This is a genomic window from Kosakonia sp., from assembly GCF_032104925.1.
GTDB lineage: Bacteria > Pseudomonadota > Gammaproteobacteria > Enterobacterales > Enterobacteriaceae > Kosakonia.
The window spans coordinates 128,595-144,125 of sequence record NZ_DAMCGF010000008.1 but is presented as its reverse complement, the minus strand read 5'-3'; the positions used below and the strand labels follow the sequence as shown (position 1 = coordinate 144,125).

Annotated in this window: 15 protein-coding genes; 11 read left to right on the top strand and 4 right to left on the bottom strand. The window is 53.9% G+C overall.

Annotated elements, in window-relative coordinates; translation table 11 throughout:
• Nucleotide 1 precedes the first annotated feature (1 nt).
• Both ubiC and ubiA read left to right on the top strand, forming a co-directional pair.
• A complete protein-coding gene (gene ubiC / locus RT644_RS16895; RefSeq protein ID WP_017459433.1) occupies nucleotides 2-499 on the top strand; it encodes a chorismate lyase in 498 nt (165 codons plus the stop codon).
• A 12-nt stretch (nucleotides 500-511) separates the two neighbouring features.
• Entirely contained in the window at nucleotides 512-1,387 is an 876-nt protein-coding gene (gene ubiA, locus RT644_RS16890) for a 4-hydroxybenzoate octaprenyltransferase (protein ID WP_313627337.1), read from the top strand.
• Nucleotides 1,388-1,427: 40 nt separating this feature from the next.
• On the opposite strand, the gene plsB is transcribed toward ubiA, so the two are convergent.
• A complete protein-coding gene (gene plsB, locus RT644_RS16885) occupies nucleotides 1,428-3,851 on the bottom strand; it encodes a glycerol-3-phosphate 1-O-acyltransferase PlsB (protein ID WP_313627336.1) in 2,424 nt (807 codons plus the stop codon).
• A 130-nt stretch (nucleotides 3,852-3,981) separates the two neighbouring features.
• Here plsB and RT644_RS16880 point away from each other — a divergent pair, with 130 nt between their 5' ends.
• From RT644_RS16880 to RT644_RS16865, 4 genes are all read left to right on the top strand, one after another.
• Nucleotides 3,982-4,350 carry a diacylglycerol kinase gene (locus RT644_RS16880; protein ID WP_020456113.1) on the top strand — a complete coding sequence of 123 codons (369 nt, stop codon included), beginning with the start codon at nucleotides 3,982-3,984 and terminating at the stop codon, nucleotides 4,348-4,350.
• Nucleotides 4,351-4,458: 108 nt separating this feature from the next.
• Nucleotides 4,459-5,076: a transcriptional repressor LexA gene (gene lexA / locus RT644_RS16875; protein WP_017459437.1), complete on the top strand. Its 618-nt coding sequence runs from the start codon at nucleotides 4,459-4,461 to the stop codon at nucleotides 5,074-5,076.
• 81 nt (nucleotides 5,077-5,157) lie between these two features.
• Entirely contained in the window at nucleotides 5,158-6,492 is a 1,335-nt protein-coding gene (gene dinF / locus RT644_RS16870; RefSeq protein WP_313627335.1) for an MATE family efflux transporter DinF, read from the top strand.
• 177 nt (nucleotides 6,493-6,669) lie between these two features.
• Entirely contained in the window at nucleotides 6,670-6,879 is a 210-nt protein-coding gene (locus tag RT644_RS16865) for a CsbD family protein (protein WP_007372427.1), read from the top strand.
• 285 nt (nucleotides 6,880-7,164) lie between these two features.
• Here the strand turns inward: RT644_RS16865 and zur are convergent, their stop codons facing one another.
• Nucleotides 7,165-7,680, bottom strand: coding sequence for a zinc uptake transcriptional repressor Zur (gene zur / locus RT644_RS16860; protein ID WP_020456115.1), 516 nt, complete (start codon nucleotides 7,678-7,680; stop codon nucleotides 7,165-7,167).
• A 284-nt stretch (nucleotides 7,681-7,964) separates the two neighbouring features.
• Between zur and traF the strand changes: the two genes are divergently transcribed.
• Nucleotides 7,965-9,281, top strand: coding sequence for a conjugal transfer protein TraF (traF, locus tag RT644_RS16855; RefSeq protein ID WP_313627334.1), 1,317 nt, complete (start codon nucleotides 7,965-7,967; stop codon nucleotides 9,279-9,281).
• A gap of 76 nt (nucleotides 9,282-9,357) precedes the next feature.
• Here the strand turns inward: traF and ycaC are convergent, their stop codons facing one another.
• Entirely contained in the window at nucleotides 9,358-9,981 is a 624-nt protein-coding gene (gene ycaC, locus RT644_RS16850) for an isochorismate family cysteine hydrolase YcaC (protein ID WP_313627333.1), read from the bottom strand.
• A 267-nt stretch (nucleotides 9,982-10,248) separates the two neighbouring features.
• Here ycaC and dusA point away from each other — a divergent pair, with 267 nt between their 5' ends.
• Both dusA and pspG read left to right on the top strand, forming a co-directional pair.
• The gene (gene dusA, locus RT644_RS16845; RefSeq protein WP_313627332.1) at nucleotides 10,249-11,286 is read left to right on the top strand and encodes a tRNA dihydrouridine(20/20a) synthase DusA; all 1,038 of its coding nucleotides are present in this window, start codon (nucleotides 10,249-10,251) and stop codon (nucleotides 11,284-11,286) included.
• Nucleotides 11,287-11,419: 133 nt separating this feature from the next.
• Entirely contained in the window at nucleotides 11,420-11,662 is a 243-nt protein-coding gene (pspG, locus tag RT644_RS16840) for an envelope stress response protein PspG (protein ID WP_313627331.1), read from the top strand.
• Nucleotides 11,663-11,850: 188 nt separating this feature from the next.
• Here the strand turns inward: pspG and RT644_RS16835 are convergent, their stop codons facing one another.
• Entirely contained in the window at nucleotides 11,851-12,834 is a 984-nt protein-coding gene (locus RT644_RS16835; RefSeq protein ID WP_097406554.1) for a quinone oxidoreductase, read from the bottom strand.
• Between the two features lie 59 nt (nucleotides 12,835-12,893).
• Between RT644_RS16835 and dnaB the strand changes: the two genes are divergently transcribed.
• Together dnaB and alr are read left to right on the top strand one after the other, a co-directional pair.
• Nucleotides 12,894-14,300 carry a replicative DNA helicase gene (dnaB, locus tag RT644_RS16830; protein ID WP_017459445.1) on the top strand — a complete coding sequence of 469 codons (1,407 nt, stop codon included), beginning with the start codon at nucleotides 12,894-12,896 and terminating at the stop codon, nucleotides 14,298-14,300.
• Between the two features lie 145 nt (nucleotides 14,301-14,445).
• Nucleotides 14,446-15,525: an alanine racemase gene (alr, locus tag RT644_RS16825; protein ID WP_045511737.1), complete on the top strand. Its 1,080-nt coding sequence runs from the start codon at nucleotides 14,446-14,448 to the stop codon at nucleotides 15,523-15,525.
• The last annotated feature ends 6 nt before the right edge of the window (nucleotides 15,526-15,531 follow it).

Below are 15,531 nucleotides of genomic sequence, written 5' to 3'. Positions count from 1 at the left end.
CATGTCACACCCTGCGCTTACGCAACTGCGAGCGCTGCGCTACGTAGACGCAATTCCCGCGCTTGAACCGCAACTGCTCGAGTGGCTGTTGCTGGAAGATTCAATGACCAAACGTTTTGAGCAACAAGGCAAGACGGTCAGCGTTACGCTGATTCGGGAAGGCTTTGTGACGGTGGATGAGATCGCCGAAGAACGCGACAGTCTGCCGAAGGAGGATCGTTACTGGTTGCGGGAAATTATTCTCTGCGCCGACGGGGAGCCCTGGCTCGCCGGACGCACCGTGGTGCCGGAATCTACGCTGAGCGGTCCGGAACTGGCGCTGCAAACCCTGGGTAAAACGCCGCTTGGGCGATATCTCTTTACCTCATCTACGCTTACGCGTGACTTTATTGAAATTGGTCGTCATGAGCAGCTCTGGGGACGCCGTTCCCGTCTGCGTCTGGGCGGGAAACCGCTGATGCTGACCGAACTGTTTTTGCCTGCATCGCCGCTGTACTAAGAGGAAAAGAAAATGGAGTGGAGTCTCACGCAGAATAAGCTGTTGGCCTTTCACAGGCTTATGCGTACGGACAAACCAATTGGCGCTTTGTTGCTGCTGTGGCCAACGCTGTGGGCGCTGTGGGTGGCGACGCCGGGCGTGCCGCCGCTGTGGATTTTGCTGGTTTTTGTCGCGGGCGTCTGGCTGATGCGCGCTGCCGGTTGTGTCGTCAATGACTATGCGGATCGTAAATTCGACGGTCATGTTAAACGCACGGCAAATCGCCCGTTGCCAAGCGGCGCGGTAACGGAAAATGAAGCGCGCGTGCTGTTTGTGGTGCTGGTGCTGCTGGCCTTCGCGCTGGTGCTGACGCTAAATGTCATGACCATTTTGCTCTCCGTCGCGGCGCTGGCGCTGGCGTGGGTTTACCCGTTTATGAAGCGCTATACGCATCTGCCGCAGGTGGTGCTCGGGGCGGCGTTCGGCTGGTCGATTCCGATGGCGTTTGCAGCCGTGAGTGAATCTGTACCGCTGAGCTGCTGGATTATGTTTCTCGCCAATATCCTGTGGGCGGTCGCGTATGACACACAGTATGCGATGGTTGACCGTGACGACGATGTGAAGATTGGCATCAAGTCGACGGCAATTCTGTTTGGTCGTTTCGACAAGCTGATTATCGGCATTTTGCAGGTGGCAGTGCTGATGCTGATGGCGTCGATTGGCTGGCTGAATGGGCTGGGCTGGACCTACTACGGGACGGTGCTGATCGCCGGTGCGCTGTTTGTTTACCAGCAAAAGTTGATTGCCGGGCGTGACCGTGATGCCTGTTTTAAAGCGTTTATGAACAATAACTATGTGGGGCTGGTGCTGTTTTTAGGGCTGGCGTTAAGTTACCTGCATTTGCCTTGAGTTTTTTCCCCTCTCTGGCAAGAGAGGGGAACATTTACCCTCACACTTCTGCTTGCGTCGCGCTCTCAATCGTCAGACGCACATCCGACGTTATCAAGTCCGCCAGCATCTGGTACACGTTTAAGGTACGCGCCGGATCCGCATCGCCGGTATCGCTGATATAACCTTCATCGCGTAGCGTCAGCACCAGCGTACTGAATACCGCTTTATCGAAGAACTCCGGCGCGTTGATACCATGCAGCACCGACAGGCGCTGCGCCAGCGTACGGCTCTCTTTTTCCAGCGTACTGCGGTTCATCGCCGGGTTGGCGCTCAGCAGCCAGAAAGTGATGGCATAACGCTGTAAGGTTTCTCGCGCGCCTGCCGCCAGCAGTTGCAAGGTGCGGGAGTGCGCCGGATTGATGCTCAGACGATCGTCTTTCACCGTCAACAAGCCCTGGCGCAGCAGCTCCTGCGTCAAGTTCTCCAGCACTTGCGCCAGCTCCGCTTTTTCCCAGCGCAGGAACAGCTCGGCTTTCAGCATCGGGTAAAGTAACTCGACGTGGCGCAGGATCTCGCTACGGGAGATCGCGCGGTGCTGGGTGACAATTGCCGCCAGCAGCGACGGCAGCATCAGCATATGCGCGATGTTGTTGCGGTAGTACGTCATCAACACCGCCTGCTCACGCGGCAGAATGATGATATCGCCGATGGTGTCTTTCTCGACTTCGAACTTGTTCATCTGCAGCGCGTGGTCGATAAGCTCGCTGGCGCTGGCCGACGGCGTGGTCGAATCCGGCGAATAAGGCACGTTGCGCATCAGCTCGAGATAGCAGCTTAACTGCTCGGTCAGTTGCTCGCGGGTCAGCGAACGCTGGCGGGAAGCCAGCAACGCCGTACAGCACAGGTTCATGGCGTTAGCCGCACCGGCGTTGTTGATGCGCACCATCAGATCAGCGGCAATGGTGTTCACCGTTGGTGTTAACCACGCCGGACGGATGGATTCAATGGGATCGATGGCTTCGCGCCACTCCGGAACATGGTGGTTCAGGTAGTTCATTAGCGGAATGGGTTCGCCGAAGTTCACATAGCCCTGACCGAGGTTACGCAGCTTGCTTAAACCACGCAGCATCTGCAACAGGCTCTCTTTCTCTTTTGTCGCGCCACGCAGCTCTTTGGCGTAAGTGCCCACTTCCATCACGTGTTCATACCCGATGTAAATCGGCACCAGCGTGATGGGGCGCGTACCGCCGCGCAGCATCGCCTGAATGGTCATCGACAGCGTACCGGTTTTCGGATCCAGCAAGCGCCCGGTGCGCGAACGCCCGCCCTCAACGAAGTACTCTACCGAATAACCGCGGCTGAACAGCTCACCCAGATATTCGCGGAACACGGTGGAATAGAGCTTGTTGCCTTTAAAGGTGCGGCGAATGAAGAAAGCGCCCAGGCGGCGGAAAATCGGCCCGGCGGGCCAGAAATTCAGGTTGATACCGGCAGCGATATGCGGCGGCACCAGCCCCTGGTGATAGAGCACATAGGAGAGCAGCAGGTAGTCCATATGGCTACGATGGCAGGGCACATAGACAATTTCGTGACCGTCGTGCGCCAGCTGGCGTACGCGCTCTGCATTATGCACATTAATGCCCTGATAGAGACGGTTCCAGGTAAAACCCAGAATGCGGTCGGTCAGGCGGATCATCTCGTAGGAGAAATTCGCGGCGATCTCTTCCATCAGCGCGATGGCGTTTTGCTGCGCTTTATCATGGGAGATTTTTTTGCTGCGCGCTTCATCTTCGACCGCGCGGGCAATCGCTTTAGAAGAGAGCAATTTGTTAAACAAATCCTGACGCGCCGGCAGACGTGGGCCTACTGCGGCCAGACGCTGGCGGGCAAAGTGCATACGCGCCACGCGCGCCAGTTTTTGCGCGATAATTTTATCGGTGCCGTGCTCCGTCGCCATACGGCGCAGCGAAACCGGCGGTGAAAAACGCACAAAGCTGTCGCGGCCAAGCCAGGAAACAGCAAAGAATTTCTGGATGCCGTTCAGCATGCGCAGCGGCGGATTAATTTCGCCTTTTTCACGTCCGGGCGAACGGCCAAACATCACCGATACCGGCACCATTTGCACATCCAAATCGGGATGGCTGCGGTGTAAATCCAGGTAGTCGTGGAACAGCTTGATCGACTCTTCTTTTGGCGCGTAATAAGTGAACACGCGCGGCCCACCGTGGATAAACACGAAACGCGGCAGCAACGCGCCGTCGATTTCCAGCGGTTCCAGCGGATCGGGCAACTCATGCGCCAGACACTGCGCGCGTAAAGCCAGTAAATCTGCCTTTGAGTTATAAGGCAGCACGTACATGATGGGGCGTGATGTATCGAGACCCAGTTCCTGTGCAGGTTCTGCGGGAATCGATTTACTTTTTACCAGCACGCTTAATGGTAAATTCAGTAATTTGTAGTAAATTCGTGGCCAGCCGGACATAAAGGATGTAAAGCCTCTGGTTAATAGTGCCATTGCGCCGCAAGAATATCAGAAAGCGCACATAATTTCTGTTGTACCGCTGCGCGCTTGCTGAGACATTGACGCCAATTTAATAAAAAGGTTCTTTTAAATGGCTAATAATACCACCGGTTTCACCCGGATCATTAAAGCCGCTGGATACTCCTGGAAAGGCGTTCGCGCTGCCTGGATTAATGAAGCGGCATTTCGTCAGGAGTCCGTTGCGGTTATCCTGGCAATTATAATCGCTTGCTGGCTCGATATTGACACAATGACGCGCGTACTGCTGATTGGTTCTGTGACGCTGGTAATGATTGTCGAAATTCTGAACAGTGCCATCGAAGCCGTGGTAGACAGAATTGGTTCGGAATTCCATGAACTTTCCGGGCGGGCGAAGGATATGGGGTCGGCGGCGGTGCTGATGTCCATCCTGCTGGCGCTGTTTACCTGGATCGCATTACTCTGGTCACATTTTCGATAACGCTTCCAGAATTCGATAACGCCCTGGTTTTTTGCTTAAATTTGGTTCCAAAATCGCCTTTAGCTGTATATACTCACAGCATAACTGTATATACACCCAGGGGGCGGGATGAAAGCATTAACGGCCAGGCAGCAAGAGGTGTTCGATCTTATTCGCGATCGCATCACTCAAACCGGTATGCCACCAACGCGTGCGGAAATCGCACAGCAATTGGGGTTCCGTTCCCCAAATGCGGCGGAAGAACACCTCAAAGCGCTGGCGCGCAAAGGGGTTATCGAAATCGTATCTGGCGCATCACGCGGCCTTCGTCTGCTGCTTGAAGAAGAAGAGGACGATATCGGTTTACCGCTGATTGGTCGCGTCGCTGCGGGTGAGCCGCTGCTGGCTCAGCAGCATATCGAAGGCCATTACCAGGTCGATCCGAGTCTCTTTAAACCTCATGCGGATTTCCTGCTGCGCGTTAGCGGCATGTCGATGCGTGACATTGGCATTATGGACGGCGATCTGCTGGCGGTGCATAAAACGCAGGATGTGCGTAACGGGCAGGTCGTTGTAGCGCGCATTGAAGACGAAGTGACCGTCAAGCGTTTGAAAAAGCAGGGTAACACCGTCGAACTGTTGCCGGAAAACAGCGAGTTTTCCCCGATCGTTGTCGATCTTCGCGATCAAAACTTCACCATCGAAGGGCTGGCGGTCGGTGTTATTCGTAATGGCGCGTGGTTGTAACGCACATTCGCTTTGCTGCGGGGCGGGTTCAGGTTCCGCAGCGATCTCCTCTTTTCCCTCATTAAATTTCACATTCAAACCATGCCACTGCTAACCGCATCTGACAAAGCGCTCTGGCGGCTTGCGCTGCCGATGATCTTCTCAAATATCACTGTCCCATTACTGGGGCTGGTGGATACGGCGGTAGTGGGGCATCTGGACAGCCCGGTTTACCTGGGTGGTGTGGCGATTGGCGCAACGGCGACCAGTTTTCTCTTTATGCTGCTGCTCTTTTTGCGCATGAGCACCACCGGGCTGACAGCTCAGGCGTTCGGCGCGAAAAATGCGCCCGCGCTGGCGCGTGCGTTAGTCCAGCCTTTGCTGCTGGCGCTAGGGGCCGGCGTGTTGATTACCCTGTTGCGCACGCCGCTTATCGACCTGGCGCTGCATATCACTGGCGGTAGCGAGGCGGTGCTGGAACAGGCGCGACGGTTCCTGGATATTCGCTGGTTGAGTGCGCCTGCTTCGCTGGGCAATCTGGTGTTGCTCGGTTGGTTGCTCGGCGTGCAGTATGCGCGTGCACCGGTGATATTGCTGGTGGTGGGGAATCTGCTCAACATCGTGCTCGATGTGTGGCTGGTCATGGGGCTGCATATGAATGTGCAAGGGGCAGCACTTGCCACGGTCATTGCAGAATACGCCACCTTCGCTATTGGTTTATGGATGGTGCGACACGTACTGGTAATGCGCGGCATTTCATTGCTGACGCTGAAAAATGCATGGCGCGGTGGCGTACGGCGTTTGATGGCGCTGAACCGCGATATCATGTTGCGTTCGCTGCTGCTGCAACTCTGCTTTGGTTCGATAACGGTGTTTGGTGCCCGGCTCGGGGATGAGACGGTGGCGGCAAATGCGGTGCTGATGATGTTTTTAACCTTTACCGCCTATGCGCTGGATGGTTTCGCGTATGCGGTTGAGGCGCACTCCGGGCAGGCTTACGGTGCCAGAGACGGCAGTCAATTGATGCATATCTGGCGGGCTGCCTGCCGGCAGGCCGGTCTGGTGGCGCTGTTCTTTGCCGTTATGTATGCAGTGGCGGGTCAGCAAATTATCGGGCTGTTAACATCGTTGCCCGCGCTGCAACAGCTTGCCGGACATTATCTGATTTGGCAGGTTATCTTACCGTTAGTGGGGGTGTGGTGTTATCTGCTGGACGGTATGTTTGTCGGTGCCACGCGCGCGGCCGAAATGCGTAACAGTATGGCAGTGGCGGCGGCGGGGTTTGCCGCTACGCTACTCACCGTGCCTGTTTTAGGCAATCACGGTTTGTGGCTGTCACTTGCTGTATTCCTTGCCCTGCGTGGGCTGACGCTGGCGATAATATGGCGCCGTCACTGGCGTAACAACAGTTGGTTTGCTGCCAGCGATCCTTCCTGATAGCGCTTTATTTTCTAAGGTAACGCTCCGATTTTCTCGTCTCGTTTACGCTGCTTTTATCTTGTTAAATGGTTAAAGATTCCGAATAAAATCCATAATGCCGAATCCCTGACTATAATAATCAGTACGTTCAGCACGGTGAGAACGTCATTTTAACCGAACGATAAGGAGTCCATGATGAATAAAGACGAAGTCGGCGGTAACTGGAAACAGTTTAAAGGCACAGTGAAAGAGAAATGGGGCAAACTCACCGACGATGATATGACTATCATTGAAGGTAAACGTGATCAGTTGGTGGGTAAAATCCAGGAACGTTACGGTTACGCAAAAGATCAGGCGGAAAAAGAAGTGACGGACTGGGAAACGCGTAATGATTACCGTTGGTAGCCAGCACATCCCCTCAAATGTGTTAACCCTCTGAAGGCTACCCTGCCCGAAGGTACAAGGATGTACCACCCCTCCAGATTCCATATTTATTAACTCTAACTACATTGTTTTGCGCACAAACTTCCTGATTTTGTGCTCTTATCGCATCCCTCTGTCTGCCTCGTTTTACCAACAGTTCGCCCGATCCACGGCTCCCGCAGCATGCGCTTGCTCGCCGCCATTAAAATGCGAAACCTGGCGGGTTGTGTTGCAGGTAATAAAGAGCTGATAAAAGACGGGAAACCATTATCGCGGTTTTTTCTTTAGCGGGACGCTATGGTCATGGTGGCAGTGATCGTGATGGCGGCAGGCTTCCACTTCCACGCAGGCGGCACACAGGCCATGGGCTTCAATCACATTATGACGCAGGGCAAAACCCATTTTCGCCGCCAGCGCATGCATAATATCTTCCACGCCTTCGGCCTGCTCTTCTTTCACCGAACCGCAGCGGTCGCAAATAAACATCGCAGAAGTATGCGTCGGCTGATCAAAAAGGTGGCACAGCACGTAACTGTTGGTGGACTCAACCTTGTGGACAAAGCCTTGCTCCAGCAGGAAATCAAGCGCGCGATAAACTGTCGGCGGTTTTGCTTGCGGTTCGCTCTCGCGCAGCAGGTCGAGCAAATCATACGCGCTGATCGCTCCTTGTTGCAGGCTCAGTAATCGCAACACTTCAAGGCGCTGGGGAGTCAGGCGCACATTGCGCTGCGCGCACAGCTTTTCAGCCTGCACTAACATCTCTTGCGAAGTGGTCTTATCCATTGGCGCCCTCGGGGTGGTGGGAACAGAAACCCACACTTTACCATGTCCTGCCCAAAACGCCGAGATCGCCGCCCGTAAACTCCTTTTCTCACTTTCCTTCCCGAAACGAATTTCCTCTTCTATAAATATTGAGAGTTTCCTCAATAACTATAACGTTCATATATATCCTGTACGTTCACATGATTTAGCTTCTTTTTTGGTCGTTGTTCGCAGCAATAGTGAATTCCTGTTTCTTTTAAAATAAACAGGCTTAAAAAAACTCATCTGGCTACGAGACACATATTGTGAATAAAAAACGTAAACTTTCAGTGGTCGCTATCGCTGTCTCCTTCTTTGCAGCAAATCAGGCAGGAGCAGCCAATACCTGGGCAGAAGCACGTAACGATGCAATGGGAGGAACCGGTGTTGCATCGGCAAATTATGGTAGTGGGGCACTCATCAACCCGGCGCTGCTGGCGAAAGCCAAACCGGAAGATGACGTCACGATTATCCTGCCGAGCGTGCAGGCGCAAATTACCGACAAAGATAACCTTCGCGATGAAATCGATAACATCAATGACAAAATTGATGGTTACAAGGATGTGGTCGGTAACCTGACCGCCGCACAGATCATTGCTAACCCGATTGGTACATTAAATCAGTTCCAGGGGGCGGCGAAAGATCTGGCTGACGAACTGGTGTTCCTGAAAGGCAAAACCGCGCAGGCCAAAGCCGCTGCCGGGCTTGCCGTTAGTATTCCCAATGATGTGCTTTCGCTGGCCTTTGTTACCAAAGCCTACGCCCACGCCCGTGTCAGCTCGAATATCGATCAACAAGATATTGATTACCTGCGCGGCATTCAGAACAACGACGGTATTGCTTTGAGCGAAGCGCTGCGGGCGGTTGTCTCGCCAAACGGTAGCGAAGAGATCACCAAAAACCTTAACTCTACCGCTGCCGGTCGTGCGGCAATCGTCTCTGACTTTGGTATTGCCATGGCGCGCCAGTTTGAAGTTGCTGGCGTGCCGTTATCCCTTGGCGTGACGCCGAAACTGCAAAAAACGTGGGTCTACAACTACACCGCGTCTATTTATGACTATAAGAGCAGCGACCTGAGAGACAGCCGTTATCGTACCGATGACACAGGCTTTAACATCGATGTCGGTGCTGCGGCAGATCTTAGTGAAAACATCACTGTGGGCTTAACCGGCACCAACCTTATCTCGCGCGATATCGATACACAGAATATTCGAATTCGCAATGGTAGAACCGGTGTGGTCACCAATTACAAAGACACCTACCAGATTAGCCCGGTAGTGACGGCTGGCGCGGCCTGGCATAATGAGCTGGTGACATTAAGCGCCGACGGGGATTTAACCGAAACCAAAGGCTTTAAGAGCGAGAAAAACTCCCAGTACGTGGGCGTTGGTGCGGAAGTTCGCCCGCTTAGCTGGCTGGCGGTGCGGGCCGGTTACCGCGCGGATGTGAAAGGTGATGATAAAAACGTCTTCACAGGCGGTGTCGGTTTTGCACCGTTTAACCGTGTCCATGTCGATTTGATGGGTCTGGTTGGTGAAGATGAAACCTGGGGCGCAGGCGCACAGCTAAGCGTCACATTCTAAGATGTTCTGGCCGGAGGCTTGATGCCTCCGGTTTTTTTATGGCTTATAAATCAGATGATTAAGCCAGGAAGTGGAATTAAATGTTGCTCATCTTGGCATAGCTGGTCATCAAATTGCCGTAATCAGGAATATGAGTACAGAAAAGATTGCCCAACCCTTCAATATCGTTACGCCAGTCGCGGTGTAACTCGCAGGCAACACCAAACCAGGTCATCAACTGCGCCCCGGCCTGCGACATACGGTTCCATGCTGAATGACGGGTAATTTCATTAAATGTACCTGACGCATCGGTGACGACAAACACCTCGAAGCCCTCTTCCAGGGCAGATAACGCTGGAAATGCCACGCAAACTTCCGTTACGACTCCCGCAATAATCAACTGCTTCTTACCCGTTGCTTTTACGGCTTTCACAAAATCCTCGTTATCCCAGGCGTTGATATTACCAGGACGAGCAATGTAGGGCGCCGCAGGCAATAGTGTTTGCAGTTCCGGCATGAGAGGGCCATTCGGGCCAGTCTCGAAGCTGGTTGTCAGAATGGTGGGTAGCTTAAAATATGTAGCGAGGTCGGCCAGCGCCAGCACGTTGTTTTTGAATTTATCCGGATCGAGATCCCGGACCAGTGATAGCAAGCCCGTTTGATGATCGACGAGCAACACAGCGGCATTGTTTTTATCAAGACGTACATACGGTTTAGTCATTTTCCTTAACTCCCTTTGACCTGTTACGGTTATAAATAGCTTTCGCTATTAATGAACATTTCCTATGCCTACCAAAAATGTTAGGTAGTGGTTCCGTTTTGTACAAGGCGACCCCGGACATATATCCATAACAAATGCTGACCATGCATTGTGTCAGCGGGTTTACGTGCTTCCTCTATGCTAGAATAATGCCCCGCTATTTCAGACGCTGGCGATTGCCGGACCTGAGTGGAAATCAGATACGACAAACCTTTTTAACTGTCCAAAATGCACGGTAACCCTGAAATGACAAACCCCCATCAAACCAACGCAACGACGCTCAATTCCACTCAACACTGGAATGGCCGGTTTAGCGTGGCGCCGATGCTTGACTGGACGGACAGACATTGCCGCTACTTTTTGCGTTTGCTGTCGCGCCAGACGTTGCTCTACACCGAAATGGTCACTACCGGTGCCATCATTCATGGCAAGGGGGATTACCTGGCGTACAGCGAAGAAGAACATCCGGTCGCGTTGCAGCTCGGCGGCAGCGATCCGGCGCAGCTTGCCCATTGTGCAAAGCTGGCCGAAGCGCGCGGGTATGATGAAATTAACCTCAACGTCGGGTGTCCGTCCGATCGTGTGCAGAATGGTCGTTTCGGCGCGTGTCTGATGGGCGAAGCGCAACTGGTGGCGGATTGCATTAAAGCGATGCGTGATGTGGTGTCGATTCCGGTCACTGTCAAAACGCGTATTGGCATTGACGATCAGGACAGCTACGAATTTCTTTGCGATTTTATTGGCACCGTGGCCGGAAAAGGCGAGTGCGAAAGCTTTATCATCCATGCGCGCAAAGCGTGGCTTTCGGGGTTAAGCCCGAAAGAGAACCGGGAAATTCCGCCGCTGGATTACCCGCGTGTGTATCAGTTGAAGCGTGATTTTCCGCACCTGAAAATGGCCATTAACGGCGGTATCAAATCGCTGGAAGAAGCCAAAGCGCATCTGGAGCATATGGATGGCGTGATGGTCGGTCGTGAAGCGTATCAGAACCCTGGCATACTGGCGTCTGTTGACCGCGAGATCTTTGGCGCAGACGTGGCGGATGCCGATCCGGTCGCCGTGGTGCGCGCGATGTATCCCTACATTGAGCGCGAGCTGAGCCAGGGCGCGTATCTCGGACATATCACACGGCATATGCTGGGGCTGTTTCAGGGCGTTCCCGGCGCGCGTCAGTGGCGTCGTTATCTGAGTGAAAATGCGCATAAAGCCGGTGCGGATATCGCGGTAGTGGAACACGCGCTCAACCTGGTGGCCTCAAAGCGTTAAAGTTTCACTAAAAGGTAGTCAAATTCACTAAGCTCCGCCTTCTGCTGCGGAGCTTTTTTATTGATAAATAAGCTAATTTTTCCTGGCATGGTTCTTGTAATAACCGGGGAGTTACCTCTTTGGGAGATCCATCATGCTGGAATTACTGTTTATCGTGGGCTTTTTTATCATGTTGCTGGTGACCGGCGTTTCGCTGCTGGGCATCATCGCGGCGCTGCTGGTGGCAACGGCTGTTATGTTCCTCGGCGGGCTTTTCGCGTTGATGATCAAGCTATTGCCATGGCTGCTGCTGGCCGTCGCCGTTGTCTGGATTATCCGTGCCGTGAAAGAACCGAAGATCCCACGTTATCAACGCAATAACCGTTGGCGTTACTAAAGTATTGCGTGGTTCGTCACATACCGAAGACTTTTCCCGGTACATTGCTTAGAACCGAATAGGATTTACTTATTAAATCTGTCACTATCGCGACGTTAACGAATTCATCGCGCTGTACCCTACAATGCAGCCGAACTAAAAAAGAAAGGGCTTCCCACGGGAAGCCCTAATTCTTTCAGGCGATTAGCTTAAGGGATCAACAGACTGGAGCCCTGCGTCGCCCGGCTCTCCAGCACTTCATGCGCCCGCTGTGCATCGTGCAGCGCGAACTTCTGGCTCTCGGTCACATCCACTTTGATAACCCCGCTGGCAATCAGCGAAAACAGCTCATTACTGGCTTCCTGCAACTCTTCCCGGTTAGTGACATAGCCATTGAGGGAAGGGCGCGTGGCGTAGAGCGAGCCTTTCTGGTTAAGAATACCCAGATTCACGCCGGTCACCGGGCCGGAAGCGTTACCGAAACTGACCATCAGCCCGCGACGGCGCAGACAATCAAGCGACGTCTCCCAGGTGTCTTTCCCTACCGAGTCGTACACCACCGCCACCTTTTTACCGCCGGTGAGCTCTTTGACACGTTCCACCACATTCTCTTCGCTGTAGTTGATCACCTGCCAGGCACCGGCCTGTAACGCGCGCTGCGCTTTTTGCGCGGAACCCACGGTGCCAATCAGTTTCGCGCCAAGAGCTTTTGCCCACTGGCAGGCAATCAACCCGACACCACCGGCGGCAGCATGGAACAGGAACATTTCATCTGGCTTGATTTCGTAGGTTTTGCGCAGCAGATAAAACACCGTCAGCCCCTTCAGGAATGACGCCGCAGCTTGTTCGAAGGAGATCGCGTTCGGCAGCACCGCGACTTTATCCGCCAAAACGTTATGCACCGAGCTATACGCACCCAGGCCCGATTGCGCATACACCACGCGATCGCCCACTTTCACCTGCGTGACGCCGCTGCCCACTTTGCTTACCACGCCTGCCGCTTCGGTGCCCAGCCCGCTTGGTAACGCTGGCGGCGGATATAATCCGCTACGGATATAGGTATCGATATAGTTGATACCAATGGCTTTATTTTCTACCTGCACTTCGTTTTCCGCTGGCGCTGCGGGGGTGAACTCAACCGCTTTAAGCACCTCAGGCCCACCATGCTTTTGAAATTCTATTCTCGTCGCCATGCTTCCTCCTGATGTGATAATCTCTCAACCCATTCATTACCCGGATAGCTCCATTCACTATGGCAGGAAATAAACCCTTCAACAAACAGACTGAAACCCGCGACGTACAGCTCGAGGGGATGAAAGTGCCTCCGCATTCTATTGAAGCGGAGCAGTCGGTGTTGGGCGGTTTAATGCTGGATAACGAGCGTTGGGATGATGTCGCCGAACGCGTCGTGGCGGATGATTTTTATACGCGCCCGCACCGCCATATTTTTACCGAGATGCACCGCCTGCAGGAGATGGGCAAACCCATCGATCTGATAACGCTTGCGGAATCGCTGGAACTGCAGGGGCAACTGGACATTGTTGGCGGCTTTGCTTATCTGGCGGAGCTCTCCAAAAATACGCCAAGTGCTGCGAACATCAGTGCCTATGCCGATATCGTGCGTGAACGTGCGGTAGTTCGTGAAATGATTTCGGTGGCGAATGAAATCGCCAACGCCGGTTTTGATCCGCAGGGGCGCAGCAGTGAAGATCTGCTCGACCTTGCCGAATCCCGCGTTTTTAAAATCGCCGAAAGCCGCGCGAATAAAGACGAAGGCCCGAAAAACATCGCCGATGTGCTTGAAGCGACCGTTTCGCGCATTGAACAGCTTTTCCAGCAGCCGCACGACGGTGTCACCGGTGTTAACACGGGCTACGACGATCTTAATAAGAAAACGGCAGGTTTACAGCCGTCGGATTTGATTATCGTTGCCGCGCGTCCGTCGATGGGTAAAACGACTTTTGCGATGAACCTCGTCGAAAACGCGGCGATGTTGCAGGATAAACCGGTATTAATCTTCAGTCTGGAGATGCCCTCCGAACAGATCATGATGCGTTCGCTGGCCTCCCTTTCGCGTGTCGATCAGACGCGTATTCGTACCGGCCAACTGGACGATGAAGACTGGGCGCGCATCTCCGGCACCATGGGCATCCTGCTGGAAAAACGCAATATCTATATTGATGACTCTTCCGGCCTGACGCCGACGGAAGTCCGTTCCCGTGCGCGGCGTATCGCTCGCGAGCATGGCGGCATTGGGCTTATCATGATCGACTACCTGCAACTGATGCGTGTACCGTCGTTGTCGGATAACCGTACGCTGGAAATCGCCGAAATCTCCCGCTCGCTAAAAGCGCTGGCGAAAGAGTTACAGGTGCCGGTGGTGGCGCTGTCGCAGCTTAACCGCTCGCTGGAGCAGCGCGCCGACAAACGTCCGGTGAACTCCGACTTGCGTGAATCCGGCTCCATCGAGCAGGACGCCGACTTGATCATGTTTATTTATCGTGACGAGGTTTATCACGAAAACAGTGACTTAAAAGGCATTGCAGAAATTATTATTGGTAAACAGCGTAACGGCCCAATTGGTACCGTGCGTCTGACATTTAACGGGCAGTGGTCGCGCTTTGATAATTATGCAGGGCCACAATACGACGACGAATAAATCCTCTTCATCCTTCGCATTCCAGGGACGTTGACCGCGTCCGTGGATCCCGGTCGCCTGGTTTATACCAAACCGCCGGGATCGACGGTCTTGTCGTCTTCCTGTAGACGAATGATGTTGACGATTGCTTGATAGGGTAATGTAAATGCAAGCGGCAACCGTAGTAGTTAACCGCCGCGCTCTGCGACACAATCTGCAACGCCTGCGTGAACTGGCTCCCGCCAGCCGCGTGGTTGCGGTCGTGAAAGCGAACGCCTATGGACACGGTCTTCTCGAGACCGCGCGAACGCTCCCCGATGCCGATGCTTTCGGTGTCTCCCGTCTTGAAGAAGCCCTGCAATTACGCGCGGGCGGCATCACACAACCGATTTTGCTGCTGGAAGGTTTCTTCGCCGCCAGCGATCTGCCATTGGTCGCTGAACACCAGCTTCACACGGTTATTCATAGCCTTGAACAGCTGGAAGCGCTGGAAACCGCAACGCTGAAAGCGCCGGTGACCGTGTGGATGAAGCTCGATACCGGTATGCACCGCCTGGGTGTACATCCGCACGAGGCTGAGGCGTTCTATGCGCGCTTGTCACAGTGCAAAAATGTGCGCCAGCCAGTTAACGTTGCCAGCCATTTTGCCCGCGCCGACGAACCGGAATGCGGCGCAACAGAGCGCCAGCTTGATATCTTCACCACCTTTACTGATGGCAAACCTGGTCTGCGTTCCATAGCCGCTTCCGGCGGTACGCTGCTGTGGCCGCAATCGCACTTCGACTGGGTTCGCCCTGGCATTATTTTGTACGGTGTTTCGCCGCTCGATCATAAACCGTGGGGTGCCGATTTCGGTTTTCAGCCCGTCATGACGCTGACTTCGCAACTGATCGCCGTGCGCGAGCATAAAGCGGGCGATGCGGTGGGCTATGGCGGAACGTGGGAAAGCACGCGCGACACGCGTTTAGGCGTGGTGGCGATGGGCTATGGCGATGGCTATCCACGCGCTGCGCCTTCCGGCACGCCGGTGCTGGTTAATGGTCGCGAAGTGCCGATTGTTGGTCGTGTGGCGATGGATATGATTTGCGTTGATCTCGGCCTGGATGCGCAAGACAAAGCCGGTGATGAAGTGGTGCTGTGGGGCGAAGGTTTACCCGTTGAACGCATTGCTGAAGCAACAAAAGTGAGTGCTTACGAACTTATCACGCGCCTGACTTCGCGGGCGACTTTAAAATACATCGACTAAAAGGAT

Excerpts from the sequence above, each read along its gene's own strand:
- dusA (WP_313627332.1), top strand. The coding sequence starts at position 10,249 with ATGCACGGTAACCCTGAAATGACAAACCCCCATCAAACCAACGCAACG.
- dnaB (WP_017459445.1), top strand. The coding sequence starts at position 12,894 with ATGGCAGGAAATAAACCCTTCAACAAACAGACTGAAACCCGCGACGTA.
- RT644_RS16865 (WP_007372427.1), top strand. The coding sequence starts at position 6,670 with ATGAATAAAGACGAAGTCGGCGGTAACTGGAAACAGTTTAAAGGCACA.
- ubiA (WP_313627337.1), top strand. The coding sequence starts at position 512 with ATGGAGTGGAGTCTCACGCAGAATAAGCTGTTGGCCTTTCACAGGCTT.
- RT644_RS16880 (WP_020456113.1), top strand. The coding sequence starts at position 3,982 with ATGGCTAATAATACCACCGGTTTCACCCGGATCATTAAAGCCGCTGGA.
- RT644_RS16835 (WP_097406554.1), bottom strand. The coding sequence starts at position 12,834 with ATGGCGACGAGAATAGAATTTCAAAAGCATGGTGGGCCTGAGGTGCTT.
- plsB (WP_313627336.1), bottom strand. The coding sequence starts at position 3,851 with ATGTCCGGCTGGCCACGAATTTACTACAAATTACTGAATTTACCATTA.
- lexA (WP_017459437.1), top strand. The coding sequence starts at position 4,459 with ATGAAAGCATTAACGGCCAGGCAGCAAGAGGTGTTCGATCTTATTCGC.
- dinF (WP_313627335.1), top strand. The coding sequence starts at position 5,158 with ATGCCACTGCTAACCGCATCTGACAAAGCGCTCTGGCGGCTTGCGCTG.
- ubiC (WP_017459433.1), top strand. The coding sequence starts at position 2 with ATGTCACACCCTGCGCTTACGCAACTGCGAGCGCTGCGCTACGTAGAC.
- alr (WP_045511737.1), top strand. The coding sequence starts at position 14,446 with ATGCAAGCGGCAACCGTAGTAGTTAACCGCCGCGCTCTGCGACACAAT.
- ycaC (WP_313627333.1), bottom strand. The coding sequence starts at position 9,981 with ATGACTAAACCGTATGTACGTCTTGATAAAAACAATGCCGCTGTGTTG.
- zur (WP_020456115.1), bottom strand. The coding sequence starts at position 7,680 with ATGGATAAGACCACTTCGCAAGAGATGTTAGTGCAGGCTGAAAAGCTG.
- pspG (WP_313627331.1), top strand. The coding sequence starts at position 11,420 with ATGCTGGAATTACTGTTTATCGTGGGCTTTTTTATCATGTTGCTGGTG.